This window comes from Mediterraneibacter faecis, assembly GCF_055383675.1.
This window is the reverse complement of sequence record NZ_AP043803.1, coordinates 490,138-508,397: the sequence shown is the minus strand read 5'-3', so window position 1 is coordinate 508,397 and position 18,260 is coordinate 490,138. Positions and strand designations below refer to the sequence as shown.

Annotated in this window: 19 protein-coding genes and 2 pseudogenes; 9 read left to right on the top strand and 12 right to left on the bottom strand. The window is 35.4% G+C overall.

Going from position 1 to position 18,260, the window contains the following annotated elements; translation table 11 throughout:
* Positions 1–12 precede the first annotated feature (12 nt).
* The 7 genes from ACZ47Z_RS02470 to ACZ47Z_RS02440 form a co-directional block, all read right to left on the bottom strand.
* Complete coding sequence (locus tag ACZ47Z_RS02470; protein ID WP_117569742.1) at positions 13–732, bottom strand: GntR family transcriptional regulator; 720 nt, start codon at positions 730–732, stop codon at positions 13–15.
* 115 nt (positions 733–847) lie between these two features.
* Positions 848–2,248: an MATE family efflux transporter gene (locus tag ACZ47Z_RS02465; RefSeq protein WP_242953192.1), complete on the bottom strand. Its 1,401-nt coding sequence runs from the start codon at positions 2,246–2,248 to the stop codon at positions 848–850.
* 231 nt (positions 2,249–2,479) lie between these two features.
* Complete coding sequence (locus ACZ47Z_RS02460; RefSeq protein ID WP_054752161.1) at positions 2,480–2,908, bottom strand: secondary thiamine-phosphate synthase enzyme YjbQ; 429 nt, start codon at positions 2,906–2,908, stop codon at positions 2,480–2,482.
* Positions 2,909–2,913: 5 nt separating this feature from the next.
* A complete protein-coding gene (locus ACZ47Z_RS02455) occupies positions 2,914–3,780 on the bottom strand; it encodes an amidohydrolase family protein (protein ID WP_055146655.1) in 867 nt (288 codons plus the stop codon).
* Positions 3,781–3,832: 52 nt separating this feature from the next.
* Positions 3,833–4,624, bottom strand: coding sequence for a fructoselysine 6-kinase (gene frlD / locus ACZ47Z_RS02450; RefSeq protein ID WP_117542073.1), 792 nt, complete (start codon positions 4,622–4,624; stop codon positions 3,833–3,835).
* 35 nt (positions 4,625–4,659) lie between these two features.
* Positions 4,660–5,484 carry a Cof-type HAD-IIB family hydrolase gene (locus ACZ47Z_RS02445; RefSeq protein ID WP_147322148.1) on the bottom strand — a complete coding sequence of 275 codons (825 nt, stop codon included), beginning with the start codon at positions 5,482–5,484 and terminating at the stop codon, positions 4,660–4,662.
* A gap of 22 nt (positions 5,485–5,506) precedes the next feature.
* Positions 5,507–6,319 (bottom strand): BtpA/SgcQ family protein, encoded by an 813-nt coding sequence (locus tag ACZ47Z_RS02440; RefSeq protein WP_054752152.1) that lies wholly within the window; start codon positions 6,317–6,319, stop codon positions 5,507–5,509.
* A 501-nt stretch (positions 6,320–6,820) separates the two neighbouring features.
* Between ACZ47Z_RS02440 and ACZ47Z_RS02435 the strand changes: the two genes are divergently transcribed.
* Positions 6,821–8,392: a Na+/H+ antiporter NhaC family protein gene (locus ACZ47Z_RS02435; protein ID WP_464525831.1), complete on the top strand. Its 1,572-nt coding sequence runs from the start codon at positions 6,821–6,823 to the stop codon at positions 8,390–8,392.
* 195 nt (positions 8,393–8,587) lie between these two features.
* Positions 8,588–9,442 (top strand): sugar phosphate isomerase/epimerase family protein, encoded by an 855-nt coding sequence (locus tag ACZ47Z_RS02430; RefSeq protein WP_055146643.1) that lies wholly within the window; start codon positions 8,588–8,590, stop codon positions 9,440–9,442.
* A 305-nt stretch (positions 9,443–9,747) separates the two neighbouring features.
* On the opposite strand, the pseudogene ACZ47Z_RS02425 reads toward ACZ47Z_RS02430, so the two are convergent.
* The 4 genes and pseudogenes from ACZ47Z_RS02425 to ACZ47Z_RS02410 all read right to left on the bottom strand — a co-directional run.
* Positions 9,748–10,094, bottom strand: a pseudogene (locus ACZ47Z_RS02425) (alanine:cation symporter family protein).
* Positions 10,095–10,147: 53 nt separating this feature from the next.
* Positions 10,148–10,732 (bottom strand): LysE family transporter, encoded by a 585-nt coding sequence (locus ACZ47Z_RS02420; protein ID WP_464525830.1) that lies wholly within the window; start codon positions 10,730–10,732, stop codon positions 10,148–10,150.
* 89 nt (positions 10,733–10,821) lie between these two features.
* Complete coding sequence (locus ACZ47Z_RS02415) at positions 10,822–11,730, bottom strand: LysR family transcriptional regulator (RefSeq protein ID WP_464525829.1); 909 nt, start codon at positions 11,728–11,730, stop codon at positions 10,822–10,824.
* Positions 11,731–11,812: 82 nt separating this feature from the next.
* A pseudogene (locus tag ACZ47Z_RS02410) lies at positions 11,813–11,890 on the bottom strand (winged helix-turn-helix transcriptional regulator); the annotation flags it as partial.
* Positions 11,891–12,033: 143 nt separating this feature from the next.
* On the opposite strand from ACZ47Z_RS02410, the gene ACZ47Z_RS02405 reads away from it, so the two are divergent.
* The gene (locus ACZ47Z_RS02405) at positions 12,034–12,387 is read left to right on the top strand and encodes a cupin domain-containing protein (RefSeq protein ID WP_054752137.1); all 354 of its coding nucleotides are present in this window, start codon (positions 12,034–12,036) and stop codon (positions 12,385–12,387) included.
* 107 nt (positions 12,388–12,494) lie between these two features.
* Here ACZ47Z_RS02405 and ACZ47Z_RS02400 read toward each other — a convergent pair whose 3' ends face one another.
* Complete coding sequence (locus ACZ47Z_RS02400; protein WP_054752135.1) at positions 12,495–13,112, bottom strand: sugar O-acetyltransferase; 618 nt, start codon at positions 13,110–13,112, stop codon at positions 12,495–12,497.
* 35 nt (positions 13,113–13,147) lie between these two features.
* On the opposite strand from ACZ47Z_RS02400, the gene ACZ47Z_RS02395 reads away from it, so the two are divergent.
* The 6 genes from ACZ47Z_RS02395 (at position 13,148) to ACZ47Z_RS02370 (ending at position 18,248) form a co-directional block, all read left to right on the top strand.
* A complete protein-coding gene (locus tag ACZ47Z_RS02395; RefSeq protein WP_157050414.1) occupies positions 13,148–14,017 on the top strand; it encodes a conjugal transfer protein in 870 nt (289 codons plus the stop codon).
* A gap of 169 nt (positions 14,018–14,186) precedes the next feature.
* Complete coding sequence (locus tag ACZ47Z_RS02390; RefSeq protein ID WP_055303146.1) at positions 14,187–14,873, top strand: response regulator transcription factor; 687 nt, start codon at positions 14,187–14,189, stop codon at positions 14,871–14,873.
* A gap of 101 nt (positions 14,874–14,974) precedes the next feature.
* Positions 14,975–15,913, top strand: coding sequence for an ABC transporter ATP-binding protein (locus ACZ47Z_RS02385; RefSeq protein ID WP_054752128.1), 939 nt, complete (start codon positions 14,975–14,977; stop codon positions 15,911–15,913).
* The gene (locus ACZ47Z_RS02380; RefSeq protein ID WP_054752127.1) at positions 15,891–16,586 is read left to right on the top strand and encodes an ABC transporter permease; all 696 of its coding nucleotides are present in this window, start codon (positions 15,891–15,893) and stop codon (positions 16,584–16,586) included. Before ACZ47Z_RS02385 ends, ACZ47Z_RS02380 begins: the two co-directional genes overlap by 23 nt.
* A 15-nt stretch (positions 16,587–16,601) precedes the next feature.
* The gene (locus tag ACZ47Z_RS02375; RefSeq protein ID WP_054752124.1) at positions 16,602–17,339 is read left to right on the top strand and encodes an ABC transporter permease; all 738 of its coding nucleotides are present in this window, start codon (positions 16,602–16,604) and stop codon (positions 17,337–17,339) included.
* 9 nt (positions 17,340–17,348) lie between these two features.
* Positions 17,349–18,248, top strand: coding sequence for a sensor histidine kinase (locus tag ACZ47Z_RS02370; protein ID WP_464525828.1), 900 nt, complete (start codon positions 17,349–17,351; stop codon positions 18,246–18,248).
* Positions 18,249–18,260: the final 12 nt, after the last annotated feature.

Below are 18,260 nucleotides of genomic sequence, written 5' to 3'. Positions count from 1 at the left end.
CTGCTTTTCTCATTATTCACTCTCTATTCTGCTAACAAGCTTGAATTTATCTCCTCTAATTAATTGTTTATAATACATAATTATCACTCCTTCTTCATCTTTCACAACTCCAGATGTAAAAAACAAAGGAGAATCCGGTATTATCTCCAACAACGCTGCTTCTTGTTCACTGGCATATGTAACACTAATATGCTCCTCGCCCGAAATCTGCTTTCTATGATATACATTTTTCAAAATTCGACCCATGCTAGTTTTATCAGTATAATACTTTTCAAAATCTGGATATCGTTCACAATCAAGATATGTTGTTTCCAAAATACATGGAACATCATCTATTTTTCTAAGAAGAATATACTCATAAACCTCTTGTCCGAGCAGAACATGAAGTTTCTTAGAAATCTGTTTAGTTGCTTCAACTTTTCTTACAGAAATAATCTTTTTTGCCAAAATAGATCCCTGCTGTCGAAGTTCTCCTACCATTGAATCTACTCCAACCATGTTTCGATTCTTCTTTCCTACAGATACATAAACTCCCGCTCCGTTAACTCTATATAACACCCCACGACCAACAAGTGTATCTACCGCCTGTCTCAGTGTCGTTCTGCTTACTCCCCACATTTCACACAAATCTCTCTCTGATGGAATTCTTGTATTCGGAGCCAATCGATTTACTACAATAAAATCTTCCAATTTTTCCACAGCCTCAGTTCCCGGTGGTATACGATATTCCATATTCTTATTCTCCTTACCATTGTTTACAGACCACTTTCAAATGTAAGCTAATTCTATCATCTTTTTCTTCGTTTTCCAACCAAAATATATACCAAACTCAAACGATTATGTGTTTTTAATATTCATCAAATAATAGCAAGCTTCTTTTTCTTCTCCGGTACAAGCCCCAAAGCAATATACATCGACTAATATTATCCATAATCATGAAAAACCACACCATTTTTAAATCACGCCCAAACATACCAATATAAATCCATGTCAGGCCTATCCTTATCCCCCACATTGTTAATATTGCAAATATAAATGGCATTTTTGTATCTCCAATACCATGAAATATACCCTCATATATAATTAACGCTGCATACATAGGCTCACTAATTGCTACAATTCTCAGTAATGACACTCCAAGCACAATAACCTGCTCATCCTTCGTAAAGAAACGTATAATCACTTCTGCTCCGCAAAAAAGACCTATGGCCATTGCTGTCATAATAGAAACAGCCACAATAAGTCCTGAACGTACAACCGATTCTAATTCTAATTCGTCTTTTTTTCCCACAGCATTTCCAGCAAGTGTACTGACTGCAGTTTGAATACCATATCCTGGCACATAAAAAGCCTGTTCAATTGTAAGTGCAATCGAATGAGCTGCTACACTTAGTGTTCCAAGTCCCGCTACTAATGCTGAAAATACAACATAACCACATCCCATAACAATTCTCTCTCCAATTAAAGGCAAGGAAACATTAAAACAATTTTTTAACAATTTTCCTTCCGGTTTCACCTTCATTCCTTTTAGTGTCACCAATGGATTTTGCATTGCAACCCAAAAAATAGTAACTCCACCTATCCCTTGACTAATTGCAGTCGCTATAGCGGCACCTCTTACTCCCAATCCAGCTCCCGGAATACTGAGCAACATTCCAAATACTGAAATCGTAGTATGAGAGCTAATTAAAAGCTGATTTAATATAATATTCAAAAAATTCACACCAATATTTATATAAAGAGGTGTTTTCGAATCCTTGTTTGCCCTTAATACATTTCCAAATATAATCAGGCTTCCTCTCAATATCAACGGACAGTTTACTATAAAAAAATACTCACTTGCATCTCTCCATATTTCCTGACTAGCGCCCATCCACATTGGCAACACCGGACTAATTGCTAAAGCAATCACTGTTTCAATCACGCCAAGAACAAAAATAATCCAAATTGCCTGTGCTGAAGTATGATGAGCAGCTTCCAAATCTCCCTGTCCAGTATATTGGGCAATAAACGAAAGCATTCCCATGCTAACAGCAAACAAAATTCCATTTAACAACCAATTTACAGTGGTTGTCAGACCGACAGCAGCACTTGCAATCGCACCAATCTGACCAACCATTGCAGTGTCTACATAAGCTACAATGGTTTGCAGAGCCTGTTCCAGTATTGTCGGTGCTCCTAAATCCCACAATTCATGCATCTTTGAATTCTTCAAGATTATCCTATTTTTTTCTTTCAAATCAGGCATGATTGTCGCCTCCATTTCACTTGTATTAGCTTTCGAATTATATATGACGTTTTATTTTACCACTATTTTTGTTTGTTTTTTTTACCACTTGTCTATTTCAAATTATATCATTGAGGCATATTTATGTCAATTATCACAATCGTATAAACACTGAAGAACAGTATCTTCATTTGCATAAAAAAACCGCCCAAATCTCTGACTTCAGTCAATAGAATATGAGCGGTATATATTTTATTTTTCTTCTTGGATAATCACGTTAATTGTACGATGTGCCGGCCCATCAAATTCACAGAAATATATTTCTTGAGCACCACCTCTTACCATTTCACCATCTATCACTGGAAAATGGCAATGATTTCCAGTAAGCATTGCTTTCAAGTGTCCTGTTGGATTTCCTGCTGTACTACCATAATCTCGAAGCATTCTTGCATGGCTATACGGATAATCTTCTGGTATTAATCGTCCCAGGAAATTCTCAATATCACTTTCCAGACATTCTAATGCTTCGTTCACAGTTACACCTGTTGTTGTGTGCTTTGTAAGAACCGTAACGGTTCCATTCTGAACTCCACTTCTTTTTACAATATCCAAAACTTTCGGAGTAATTACTGTATATTCATTATATTCTTTTGTTAATAATGTAATTGATTCAACATACATCTTCTTTACGCCTTTCTATTAGGAATTCCACCTAAGAACTCAATTGCGTTTTCCCCACAAATTAAATCCAAAGTACTTTCACGAAATCCCAGTTCTTTAATTGCATGTGCCATTCTGATTTGCTCAAATCTCGGATTATTACTTCCAAACATTACCTGATGTCTCAAACTCCGATCAATCCATGTCATCGGAACATCTCTTGTCAACATCTGTGTATAAAACTCCTTAGCATTATCAAAATACAATGCGCCAGTATCTGTATATACATTAGTATACTTCAACATCAACATAGCTGTCTCTCTACACCATGGCCATCCAAAATGTGCAAGACAAATTTTTAATTTTGGTCTTGCTGCTGCCAGTTCCTCAAACATTTCTGGGCGACAATATTTTGTTAATGTATCCGGTTCCCATGACATTCCACTATGGAAAATAATTGGTTTTTCATATTTTTCACAAATATCATACAGTGGCATCATTCTTTCATCCGTTGGATAAAAATGCCCTTTACCTGGATGTAATTTCAAACCACTTAATTTTAATTCTGCAAATGCTTTCTCCAATTCTTCAGCCGCATCTTCTGCAAACGGATCAACCCCCGCAAATCCAATAAACTTATCTGGTGCCATGTTAACAAGTTGACTAATTTCCTCATTGCTTACCAGCACTTTTCCACCTTGCTGTGTACGATAATCTTCTGGAAGTAAGCATAAATAATCCAAGCCTGCACATTTCATTTGATTAAAAATATGTTCCAATGGCGCCGTTCCATTTTTATGAATATCTAATGTATTATGTCTTAGTTCTTCCAACTCTGAATCTTGATTGATTGGTTCATAAAAAGCTGGATGAACATGCATATCTATAAACATATTTCTCTTCCTTTCTGTATTTTATCAATATCTAATTTCTTTTTCCCATACTCTACTCTACCCATGGTTCAAATACCTGAACTACCGAAGCCGCTACTTCTGCACCTTTTTTTAAACATTCATCTATACTTTTACCATTCAATATTCCATAAAGAAATCCTGCAATGAAACTATCTCCAGCTCCAACTGTATTGACTACTTCTGCCTTTTCAATACCACCTACATAGAATCTTTCACCATCCCATGCAAGACTACCATCTTCACCGAATGTGACAACAGCAATTTTCATTCCACGACTCACTTTATCTTTTAAAAACTCTTCAATCTTAGCATCCCTTCCTTCATGATAAGAATAAAATCCATAAGTAACATATGGTAAGGTTTCTTCTACTAACGGATGATCCAGTCTATCTGCATAATCAAAAGCAATTGGAATTCCTTTTGCTGCAATCATCGGTAAGGTATTCTCAGCTTTTCCCCAAAGTGCTGTATGAACGAGATCATGCTCTGCCGCAAATTCAATATCTTCTTCATCAAAAACAATATTCTCCAATACACCTTCTACATAATCGCCATGCACACGGTCTTTTCCATCCATATCCATATAAGTTACTGCTGTGGCACCATCGCCAATTTTTAAATGACTAATGTCTACCCCTTCTTTTTTTAATGTCTCTAACATCCATTTTCCATTTTCATCATTACCTGTTGTACTGATAATCGAAACAGGGATTCCAAGTTTTTGAAGATTCACACCTGTATCAACAACATTCCCTGTTGGATATTTTTTCCCAATACGTTCATAAACATCAATACAATTGTCTCCTATTTCTGCAACTCTCATTTTCATTGTCCTCCTTTTTTACTTTTTTAATTCTTTCATTCATTGCATTTTTCTACAACTACATCATAGTCATGATTTAACATTTTTGTAATAATCTCTGCTACGGCATCTTGATTGTTGTTCTTCTCTGTTACAAAATCTGCTTCTTTTTTCACATCATCCACTGCATTTGCTACAGCTATTCCTACTGCTGCATGCTGCAACATGTCCAAATCATTATAGTAATTTCCAACAGTTATAATATCTTCTTTACAAATTTCAAGCATATCTGCAAGTAACTGTATTCCATTCCATTTTGACACACCCTTAGCCATAACATCAATGCAGTTCGGCTCCGAACTTACGTAGTATACCTCCGGAATACACTCATCAATATAAGCGGCCACATCGGTCATATCCTGTGTTGCCATAAATCCTTCCAATCCATACTTCCAATCTGTTTCTTCAAGCGAATTAATTATTTCAGGAATTACACCGACATTCTTTGCATACTCTAGGGTTTCATCTGTCATCTTTGTAACTTGCCACGTCATACCATTATAAATTTGAAGCTGTATATTCTGCTCAAGACAATGTGTAATTAGCCTTTTACACACATGCGGAGGAATTAAATCATTATGAAGCACTTTTCTATCCTTGCATCGTAGTATCTTTCCCCCAGTGTTAAGAATCTGATAATCCACAAGCCATTGTTCATCCTTTAATGACCCCATATCACTATCTCTTCTGCCACTTACAAATGCAATTTTATGTCCCTCTTGCTGTGCTAGTTTAATTGCTTCTTTGCTTTTTTCCCCTAAACTAGAGTCGTCACGTACAGCAGTTCCGTCTATATCCATTGCTAGCAGTTTTCGTCTCATTTTCTTTTCCTTTATCTTGATATTACAATGTTTCTCGATACTTGTAAACAACCTGCATAAATTCCTTTACACGGTTCACATCAACTCGATTTTCAAAGATACCTCCATACTTAAATGTGGTTCCTACAACAGCCGCATCTGCCGTTGTTAATTTTCTTTCAATAGTATCCACACGACATCCTGTATTACACAACACAACTATTTCAGGATTAGCCTCCTTTACGCTTGCAATTAATGTATCATCTACATCTTGACCAGCTGCATTTGCTGAAATACACAATCCATCTGGTGCTGCTTTCGTAATTGTACTCTTAGCAATCTCTGCTAATGGACGAGTATCTAAATTCCGATCCGATTCTGGGTTAATAAAATATAACATTTTCAAATCTTCTAAAGGAAGTGCGGCTTTTCTTCTTAGTAAACTACTAAAATCATTATTATAAAGTCCACCATCACCCACATACACACCACAAAATGTTCCGCGAACAAATTGCGCTTTTACCGCAGCTGCAAGTTCTAAACATGCTCGCCCATCACTAATTGCGTCTACTCCATATGGTACCTTAATCTCAGATCGTAAATTCCCAATTACATATGCCATTGCCGCAGGAGTCACCATATCCATATTTCGCTGGTAGGGCAAACTAAATTCATTGCTAAAAATAATCCCATCTACACCACCATCTTGTAGTGCATGTAAGTCTTCACGTGCATGTTCTACCACCTTATCCATATCATTTTCCGACTTGTATAATGGATCTCCTGGTAGTGGATCAATGTGGAGCATTGCAATAATTGGTTTCTTAACTCCAAACATCTTTTCAGTCCATAACATCTCCTTCGCCTCCTAAACAACTTTGTATTTTTTGATACATTCGATATGTATAAATTATATCACTTGTATGAATATTGTCAATATTCTATTTTAATTATCTTATAAAAAAATATCTATAATTTATAAATGTACGGTTTTTAGTTATTTTACACAATCTTATCATATTCTTTTTATTTTTATTGCATACAATTCCAGTTCGCGGTATAATTCACTCATCTAGTACATATACATATTTTATTTTTTTAATACAAATTATGTTATTCCACTTATTTGCGTAGCATACAGACCTTGGAGAGGGTCTATAAACACTACTACTTTATAATATAAGGAGGTCTATCTTATGAGAACACGTGTTAACTACTTCACGGAAAATTCTGTGCGAATTCCTAAAACGGAATTCTCCATGTTAGGTAATGAAATTTTTCTCCTTACCTAATCGTGGCAATTCTTTTAATTCTATTTTTTACTATTAAAAAACAAACAGATAAGGAGATTTTTATTATGGATGCTGTATATGTTGGGTGGTTGTCTATTCTTCCGCCTATGATTGCTATTATTCTTGCATTAATCACAAAAGAGGTTCTATTTTCACTTATAGCAGGTGTTTTATCTGGAACCATTATTTACTCTATCGCTTCTGGTATGAATCCGATTGTTGGTCCCGTTTCTACTGTATTTGACGTTATGATACAAAAAGCTGATATGAATATTATCATTTTCTGTTTTTTGTTGGGCGGATTAGTTTATCTAATCAATGCTTCTGGAGGAGCTCAAGCTTATGGAAAATGGGCATCAAAAATCATTCGTACAAAACGTTCCTCTCTATTACTTACTAGTTTGCTTGGTTGTTTGATTTTTTTAGACGATTATTTCAATTGCTTGACAGTGGGAACAGTTATGAAACCTATAACTGACAGACATCATGTCAGCCGTGCAAAACTTGCTTACATTATTGATGCAACAGCTGCACCCGTCTGTATCATCGCACCTATATCAAGTTGGGCAGCTGCTGTCGGTAGTTATCTTAAAAATACAGGTGCTTTTGACTCTGAATTTAAAGCCTTTATTACGGCTATTCCATACAATTTTTACGCCATTCTTAGCCTTCTTATGGTTTTTCTCCTCTGTGTCTTTTCCTTGGATTTTGGTCCTATGGCAAAACAGGAGGTATTAGCTGAAAGAGGTTTCCTCGGCGGACTTGATGAACAAAAAGATTCATTGGCACAGCCAAAATCTGGACGTGTCGCTGATATGATTGTTCCAATTCTTGTACTCATTGTAACTGCAATCCTTGGCATGCTTTACAATGGTGGCTACTGGAGCAATGATCCTTCACTTCACACTATCACCGCTGCTCTAGGAAACTGTGTTGCAGCTCAAGCCCTTGTTTGGGGAAGTTTTGCTGGAATTATTACTGCATTTTTTATGTATATACCGAGAAAAATCATGACATTTAAAGAATTCATGGATAACTTTACAAAAGGCATGCAACAAATGATTACTTCCGGTTGTATACTTATGCTAGCATGGACAATCGGTAGTGTATGTCGCGATTTACTTAGTACACCTGTTTTTGTAAAAACTTTTATAGAAACTACCGGACTTCCAGGTGCTTTGCTTCCTGCACTTGTATTTATACTTGCTGCATTCTTAAGTTTTTCCACCGGAACTTCATGGGGAACTTTTGGTATTTTAATTCCTATTATAATCCCTGTTGCTCAATCAATTTGTCCTGAATTGCTACTCTCTTCTCTTGCTGCAACGTTAGCTGGAAGTGTTTTTGGAGATCATTGTTCTCCAATATCTGATACAACTATTCTCTCTAGTGCGGGTGCTGGTGTAAACCATCTTACCCATGTTTCAACACAGATGATTTACGCTCTAACAGTCGCTGGATGTAGTTTAATCGGATATTTAATTATTGGTATTACAAATGGAAACCTACTACTTTCACTTGGAACGTCTATTTTCATTCTGTGTATTTTTACTTTCATCATGCATCGTCGTTCCAAAACAATATTAAACAAAAAAGATATTTGTTCAACACAACAAGACCCAATGTTATCACTCTAACATAAAGAGAAGTATACATTATCGTTACGTACATCCATTGTTTTTAGTTTTATATTCTCTAAACAAATTTTTATTTTAATATGTACTAAATAATGAAATATAACCATTGACATTTATACAAGTTATGATATTCTATTATTATAGTGTATCTTATTTTAACTACTTGTATATCAAAAAAATTATGGAGGTGTTATTATGTCAAATATCACAATGGATCAAGTAGCTGTTATGGGTGTACAATATTTTCATTATACACTCGATTATTATCTTAATTCCATGCATCGTTGTGGAGTTAAAAATCTCGACTTATGGGGAGCATCGCCACATTATTGCAGATTAGATTATCTCACTTCATCTGCCGCCGAACGAAAACTTCGTGAGATCAGAAAAAAAGCTGAAGATTTAGGACTTAAATTTGTAATGTATACGCCAGAAACTTTAGCATATCCCTACAGCTTGAGTGCTCCTGAACAACCTATTCGCGATCGAACAATTGATTACTTTGATATGGCTATTGATGATGCTCTTACTTTAGGAACAACTAGGTTATTTATGAATTCTGGTTGTGGTCCTCTCGATATTCCTCGAGAAGATAGTTGGAAGCGTGCAGTTGAAACAATTAGTAAAGTATGTGAAATGGCGCATAAACGTGGAGTTACAATCTTACTTGAACAACTTCAACCATACGAGAGTAATTTGTTGGTCAACTTGCCACAAATGAAAGCTATGTTGGAAGAAGTCAATAGTCCAGCATTAAAGACTTGTGTCGATTTGGTCGCTATGGAAGTAGCGCATGAGAATCTTGAAGATTATTACAAGGTTCTTGGTGAAGATACTATACAGTTTATCCATTTTGCAGATGGCGATCCTTCCGGACATTATATTCTGGGGGATGGTAATTATCCACTAAAAGAATACATCGAAATTCTTGAAAAGCATAACTATACAGGTATTATCGATTTAGAAATAAACGATTCAATATATTGGGATGATCCTCATAGCTCAGTAGAAAGATCTGTTGATTATCTAAAGAAAAATATATTTAAATAAATATTTACTTAATTTAAATATAAGCAAAAGGGGTTGTGGAAAAAGAATAAGTCCCGAAAAAAGAAAGACCAAGAGTTCATAATGTGGAACTCTTGGTCTTTCTTTCTGCCGCCATACCAACGCACCTTTTCCGGTTTGCCTGCAATGTGTCCTGCAGGTCCTTTCCATCACATTTCTTTGCTTAAGAAGATTCAGAAATCACTTATGTATCCAGGTAAAAGAGAACTCGCTTGAAGGATTTATTATATCCTATATCGGCGGTATTAATTGTAATCATCTTATTATTCTTTTAGCTTTTGTTAAACCTATCTCCAGAAATCTGTTTTTTGACTAAGCCCGATGTCTGCGCTTTTAAAAACAGGGTTAATTCCTTTCTTTAACTGTGCTTCATAATCTTGGACCGCTTTAAATGCAAGCTCTGATAAAATCAGGATAACCGGAATGTTAATGAGTGCCATAACCCCATCAGTGCATCGGAAAGATCCCACAAAAGAGACATCTCCATTCCTGCTCCCAGAAAGATTGCAAGTGCCGATACCAGTCTGAAGCCTTTCATAAAAGCTTTTTCCGGCTGTTTTTTGTGAATGTAGATTAAAAGATTGTCACAATAAAAACAGTTTCCGAGCAGAGTTGTAAATGAAAAAAATACCATTGCTACTGTAATCATTTTAAATAATCCAGATTATGCTTCACTAAAAGCAACAATTATCTTAACATTCCACAAATACACTCCAGTAATGTTAGTGCAAGGATAATGTTAATAACACGGAAATGCCGCAGATAAAACTTCTGAATCAGTACGCCCAAGCCAGTCCAAGTACAGGTTGCGATCGTTCCGATCGTTGCAATAACCAGCTCAAAAAACAGCAAAGCCGGAAAGGAGGACATATATTCTACAACATAACCCGTTAGTGCGGTAACTCCGAACATATAAATCTTCACATTGACAAATTGCAACATGAAGCCTTTCAGAAACGATGCCGATTGCTCTGCGTTTTCTGTTGACGGCTTGCTGAAAGCAATATGAATCGCAAGCCATAGGATATAGGCTGCTCCGATATACTTCATCACTTCCATTGTATTTGGAAGCAAAGAATTAACCCCATATACGAAAATGGCACATAAGATTTGTACTACATAGTAGCCTGCAAAAATCCCAAAGAACAGCGGCTTTCCTTTTTTATATCCATAGTTTGTTACGGTATTTAATGCCAGAATATTTCCCAGTCCCGGAGTAAAAGCATTTATAACGCAATAAATCAGAAAATTGCTCAGCACTGCCATAGGCATAATCATCAACCACCTTTCTGCTGTTATTATATCAGCAAACAGCGGTACATACATAACACCTATTTTATATGATTATCCATAGCCTATGACTATGGATTGGCTGGAGCATATTTCCGTAATTCTTCCAGGTAGCTTTTTCCAAGTTCGCTTAATTCCTGATTTTCATTCAGCACATATCCAATATGCATTGTTTCATTTTCTGCAAGCGGAACGGAGATGATATTTTCTCCGTTCAAATATTTCGGGAAAATGCCACTTGAAATAGTATATGCATTCAGTCCAAGCATGAAGTTGACAATAGCCCCTCTGTCATTGACCCGAATTTCCTTATCCACCGGAATGGAACTGAATAGTTCCTCTGAAAAATAGACAGATTCATACTCTCCCTGTACAAAATTTAGCCGCGGATAAGGTGCGAGGTCATGGACGGAAACTACTTTTTTCGATGCCAATGGGTGATCTTTTTGCAAAAAAACATGAGGCTTTGCTGAAAATAGCTTGGTAAACACCAGATGGTTTTCCTCTATCACTTTCCGCATGACGACTTCGTTTTCATGCGATAAATAAAGGATGCCTAAATCACAGACACGATTTTTCACATCATCCAATATCTGATGTGTTCCGGTTTCATTATAATAAAAAGCGTATCGTTCTTGTCCAAAACGCTTAACTAACTCCACAAAAGCGTTTTCCGTAAAAGTATAGTGCTGAGAAGATACTCCAAATGTCACTTTCCCCGGAAGATTTGTAACATACCGATCCTCCAGCAGTTCCATCTGCTGTATTACCTGACGAGCATAACCGAGAAATTCAGCACCATCTTTTGTCAGAGTAATTCCGGTTCTGCTGCGGTGAAAAATGGTGATACCAGCCTCTTTTTCCGTTTCTTTGATGGAGTTGGACAGACTTGGCTGTGATATAAAAAGCATTTTTGCCGCTTCAGTAATAGAGCCAACTTCTGCTACCTTCAAAATATATTTTAATTGTTGAACCGTCATTTCTTTTTCCTTTTTATTCTTACAAATCTCGATTTCTATGTTGCTTAAATTCCAAACAAAGAATCAATCTATGATTGATTTATAATAATTTCCATTTTCCTCCGATGAGAGATACTGCTGTTGCAACCGGGCATTCCGGTAATTCTTCTTTTGCTCGCATAATTCTCACCTCCGAGTCTATTGTAATACATTCAATTTTGAATGTACAGTTACAAAAAGGTGCGTACTTGTTTTTGCATATGTCTCACACTATACTAATACCACGCAACCCTGAAACTACAAATTAACTATGGAGGTATTATTATGGCAAATTACACAAAAACAACTATTGGAAAGGAAAACCGAATTGAGCTGCATGAAAAGTTGTCTTTAACAGGTGCAGAAATCAGTTTAAACGAACTACCTGCAGGAGCAAATATCCCATTTGTTCATTCTCATAAAGAAAATGAAGAAATCTATGGAATTCTTTCAGGTAACGGCAAAGCCATAATTGATGGAGAAGAAATCAGCCTTTCAACTGGAGACTGGCTAAAAATCGCACCTGCTGCAAAGCGTCAGTTTTTTGCATCCGATATTTCCGGAATTACTTATATCTGCATTCAGGTAAAAGAAAATTCTCTGGAACATTTTACAGCAGAGGATGCCGTAATCGGCTAAATTAAAAGTATTTATTTACAGAAATGCACAGCTCCCGATAAGCTAAGAACTGTGCATTTCTTTTTTCTTCCATTTTACGATTTCTCAATTTTTCAAACTTGAAGTTTTCAATTCTTTTCAATTACATCTGGCATATGGTCTTTCTCAGTTATCTTACGAATAACCCGGCATGGATTTCCAGCTGCCAGACTATAAGGTGGAATATCTCTTGTTACAACGCTTCCTGCACCAATTACACACCCTTCTCCTATGGTGACACCACCGCAAACAACTACATTAGATGCCAGCCAACAATTATCTTTTATAGTGATTGGTTTCGCATATTCAAGATTATAAAAACTACCATCTTCTCTCTTTCGGATATTGCGTTCTTCAGGTAATAATGGATGCATAGGAGTTGCCAATGTAACATTTGGACCAATCATCACATGATCGCCTATATGTATTTCACCTACATCTAAACATGTAAAATTAAAATTAGCAGAACTGAATTTCCCAAAGAAAGTATTGCATCCGTAATCAAAGTAAACAGGTGCCTGCAAATACGGAAGCTCCTCTGTTGTTGGCAGTAATTCTTGCAATATCTGTGCTTGCTCTTCTGGCTGATCTTCATCTATCAAATTGTATTTTCTTGCTAATTTACGCGCATTCAGGCGTAGTTGCTCCAATTCTTTATCTGTTGGATCGTATAACTCTCCACTTAGCATTTTTTCTCTTTCAGTCATTTCCAATAGCCTCCAAATTTTGGTTTGTTACTCGCATGATATCATGTTTTTTCTTCAGTTACAGCACTTTTTTATATAAAGAAAAAACAGAGAAAGCACCTACGAATAAGAAAGTGCGTATCATGAAAGTCGGGACACATAAAAAATCTGTCCTGCTGTTGTGGGCGGTGCTTCTGGCAAGCACCAGCTTTAGTGTGTATAAGAACTTTACTGTCATTGACACCCACACGGTACATGAAAAAGAAATCATTCAACTAAGATTGAACGATACCAACGGTATTGAGAATTTCGTCAAGAACTTTGCGAAAGCCTACTACTCATGGGATACCAACAAGGAAGCCATTGAAGCAAGAACAACGGAAATCAGTAAATACCTTACCAAAGAATTACAGGACTTGAACGCTGATACCATCAGAACGGACATACCAACCAGTGTTACGGTTACAAATGTGCTGGTCTGGAATGTAGAACAGACACAGGCAGTCACAGAAAACTATACCGTGACCGTTCATGTAGATAAGGACGGTGCAATGGTCATTACCCAGAATCCTACCCTTGCTCCGTCGGTACAGAAATCAAAGTATGAACCGAAAGTACAGGAAGCCGATGTCAGTGTCAGTTCCGACACAGTTAAGGACGCTACCGCTTTCTTGGAAACATTCTTTAAGCTCTATCCGACAGCTACGGAAAAGGAACTTGCCTACTATGTCAAAGACGGTGTGCTTGCTCCTGTATCCGGCGACTATGTATTTTCGAAACTGGTAAACCCTGTCTTTACCAAAGACGGCGACAACCTCAAAGTCAGCGTGTCCGTAAAGTATCTGGATAACAAGTCGAAAATGACGCAAATCTCACAGTATGAGCTTGTGCTTCATAAGGACGATAACTGGAAGATTGTAGAATAAATGTTACAGCAGAATAGTATGGTAATTGTTTATCCAATCTATACTATTCTGCTTACAATTAGATTGACAAAATAAGAATCCCTCTCATATAATTGGTTGCAATGGTATTGAGGAAATACAACCTTAAATGTATAATGGGAAAGTAGCATTGCAGGAATGAGGTAGGCTAATGAATAAAATATTGATTATTGAAGATGATTTAGAAATAAATGCGTTATTGGCTGATTTTCTAAAAGAAAAAGGATATGCTGTGCATTGCCAATATGATGGACTTCATGTTCTGGATTTTTTGAATAAAGAAAAAATTGATTTGATTATACTTGATATTATGCTTCCTTATCGGAGTGGTGATATTATTTTATCTGATGTACGCAAGAAATCTACGATACCTGTTATTATCATTTCAGCGAAAGAAACTACACAAAATAAAATCGACTTGCTTCGTCTGGGAGCAGACGATTATATCACAAAACCTTTTGATATGGAAGAAGTGCTTGCCAGAATTGAAAGTAATCTGCGAAGAGTACAATTTCAAAATAGCCAGACAGAATGTTTGCAATATAACAATTTGACTTTAGACCTAGAGAAAAATACAGCATTTTTGAATGGAATAGAATTATCCTTAACCGCTAAAGAATTTGGCATTTTAGAATTGTTGATGAAATATCCAGATAAAGTATTTTCAAAATCGAATCTTTTTCAAAGTGTTTGGGATACAGAATATATTGCTGAAGATAATACACTTAATGTTCATATCAGTAATTTACGCAATAAATTAAAAGCGATATGCTCTGATACAGAATTTATTGATACTGTTTGGGGCATTGGCTACCGCCTACATAAAGCTAAGGATTAAACGTTCCTTAGCTTTATTATTTTTTTAACTTTTCTCATTACGATTTAAGAAATTCTTTAAAATTGCCCGTTATACTGGTTTAAGTAAAGGAGGTTTGGGATATGAGTTCAATTATTTTAGAAGCAAAGTCTTTAACCAAAGAATATAAACAAACATTAGCATTAGACCACATAAATTTACAAATAAAAAAAGGAAAAATTTATGGATTTATTGGTCAAAACGGAGCAGGTAAGACTACTTTTTTAAGATTAGTCACAGGGCTTGCGTTTCCAACAAGTGGTACACTTTCTTTATGGGGAAATTCTAGAACAGAAGAATTGCAGAAACAGCGTAAACGAATTGGAAGTATGATTGAAACGCCTGCTCTATTCCCGTCAATGACTGCCTATCAAAATATGGAAGTACAGCGTATTCAACGAGGCATACCAGATAAATCAGTTATTAAAAGGACATTAGATATGGTTGGATTGCAAGATACAGGTAAAAAGAGTGTCCGCAATTTTTCATTAGGTATGCGTCAACGATTGGGGATAGCGATTGCACTTTTAAATACACCAGAACTATTGATTTTAGACGAGCCTATCAATGGTCTTGACCCTGCTGGAATTGTAGAAATCAGAAATTTATTAAAAATTTTGAATAAAGAATATGGTATGACCATTTTGGTTTCAAGCCATATCTTAGAAGAATTGTATCAAACAGCATCAGAATTTATTCTGATTGACCATGGAAAAATTATAGAAGAGATTTCTGATTATGAATTAAATGAACGGTGTAAACGACATATAGCAATTAAAACAACAGATGTTCAGAAAACGGTTCTGGTTTTGGAAGAGAATCTTCATACAGATAACTTTAAACTAATGCCAGATGGCATAATTCGTTTGTATGATTATTTGAATGATTTAGAGACAGTTGCGTCTGCTTTGGCAGAATCGCACATTCTTGTAACAGGACTTTCTGTATCTGGCGATACTTTGGAGGACTATTTTTTGAGCAAAATAGGAGGAACAAAAGATGTCAAATCTCCTAAAAACTGAGTTATATAAGTTGTTTCACAGTTGGTATTTTTGGGGAATTGGAATATTCAATCTCCTTTTAAGTAGCATATTGCTGTTAGATAGTAAAGAACGCTCTTCAAACTTAATTATGGCATCATTATACAATATTCCGTTACTCTATTTTTTGATTATAGTGTTTATAGCATTGTTCATTGGAAGTGATTTTAGTGGAAGAACTTTAAATACTTATATTACTGCCGGACATAAAAGAAGTTCTATATTTAGAGTAAAGTTAATTGTATCTCAAATAGGTTGTATTATCATTCTGGTATTTCCATTATTTGTACATGGAATTATTAGTCAATTTTATATTGGAGAAAAACTTTTTTGGAATGATAGCACATATACTATGGTTTTACTAACTCTGTTTGCCATGATAACACTGTGTGCATTACCGATGTTTTTTGCTTTTATTTTTCGTGATATGGGGAAAACACTGACAGTTTCAATGGTTTTATTTTTTGTTATGATTTTTTTGCTGAACAGTGAATCTGCACAAATAATCAGCAGAATAATACCAATGGGACAACTTAGGTTAATTTCATTGCAAAAGGTCTATTCGACAAACTTTTGCTTGTTTGTAGATTTTTTATGGAATTTTATTTTATATTTCATTGCAGGTAGTGCTTTTTTACATACAGACTTGAAATAACCGGAGGTGTTTTTTATGGATAAATTATTAAAACTGGAAAAATATCAGTTGTTACATAATTCTATTTACTGGTGTGGTATGATTGGAATATTTATTTTAGGATTTTTTACAGCAGATACTTATGTTACAGAGGTCATGGGATCGACAGAAGAAATTGCTTCTTCTCTTGCTGATATTTTTAATGGAATGGTGTATGATTCTACGTTTCTTCTTATCATCATGTCGGCTATACTTGCATTGATTTTAGGACAGGAATTTTCTAAGAGAACAATAAACTTAGAGGTCAGTGCTGGACATTCCAGAAAACAAATTTTTACAAGTAAAATAATATCGTATTTAATTGCTTTTAATCTTATGGCTCTTGTCTATCCAGTTTCAGGGTGCATAAGGGAATTTGGACGCTTTGGTGTTGCAGACGTGGGAATGTTTTTTTACAATATTATAAAAGCAATCATTTATTCTTGTCTGCTTAATAGTGCGATATTTCTAATTGCAATACTTATTTGTTGCTATTTACAGGATGCTGTAAAAGCAACTTCGGTTACAGCAATTATTATTTTTGGTCTTAGCTTATATCTTGGCTATGGAATGATGTTGAGATTACCAGTCGGTTTTTTACCTACTTATCAAATCAGAATCGTTGTCAGCATGAAAACCTTTTTTCAACCGATAGCTATTTTAGTAGGATGTATATGGTCTGGTATATTGGTATTGCTTTCGTGGATAAAATTTTGTAAATGTGATTTTAAATAGGTGGAGAAAATGTCTAACATAGAATGGATTTTAATTATCATAATAATATTTTTAGTAATACTGCTATTTCGATATATTCAATTAAAAAAACAAATCCGTAATCTTGCGGATCAAGTTAATGAATTGAATTCTGGAAATTCACAGCAGATGTTAGACATTTCGTTGATTGATAAAGATTTAGAAAAACTGGCTGGTATATTGAATCAATATAATATCAGACAACGACAGGCTGTTGCAGGCGTATTACGCAATGAAGAGTATTTAAAAGAATCTGTTGCTAATATATCACATGATTTGCGTACACCTCTTACAGTCATTCTTGGTCATTTACAATTATTGCAAAAAGAAAATTTGGAATCCAGTCAAGCACAGCGTGTAAAAGTGATTTTTAGCAAAGCCGAAAAAATGAAAGAATTGGTAGAAACATTCTATGACCTTTCTATTTTGGAGGAACAGCAGACAGTTCCAGAAAAAGAAAAGTTTAATATATCTAATATGTTAATAAATTTAATTACGGAAAATGCCGTTGCATTAGAAAAGGAGAATATTTTACCCGAAATAAATCTCCCAGATTATTCAATATACGTATATTCTGATAAAAATATGGTAGAACGAATTTTACAAAATCTGTTGACAAATGCAATTAAGTATTCTGTTGGAACGATAAAAATAACACTTATGGAGAAAGAAAATAATAATATTATATTTACCATTGAAAATCCAATGAGTGACAGTTCAGAAATTGATTGCAATCGACTTTTTGACCGTTTTTATACAGGCGATAAATCAAGACATAATGGAAGTACAGGATTGGGACTTGCGGTAGTAAAAACACTTGTTGCCATTCTTGGCGGAAATATTGTTGCAAAAGTACATGCCAATAGCCTTATTATTACTCTTGAATTATAAAGTATTGAAGAT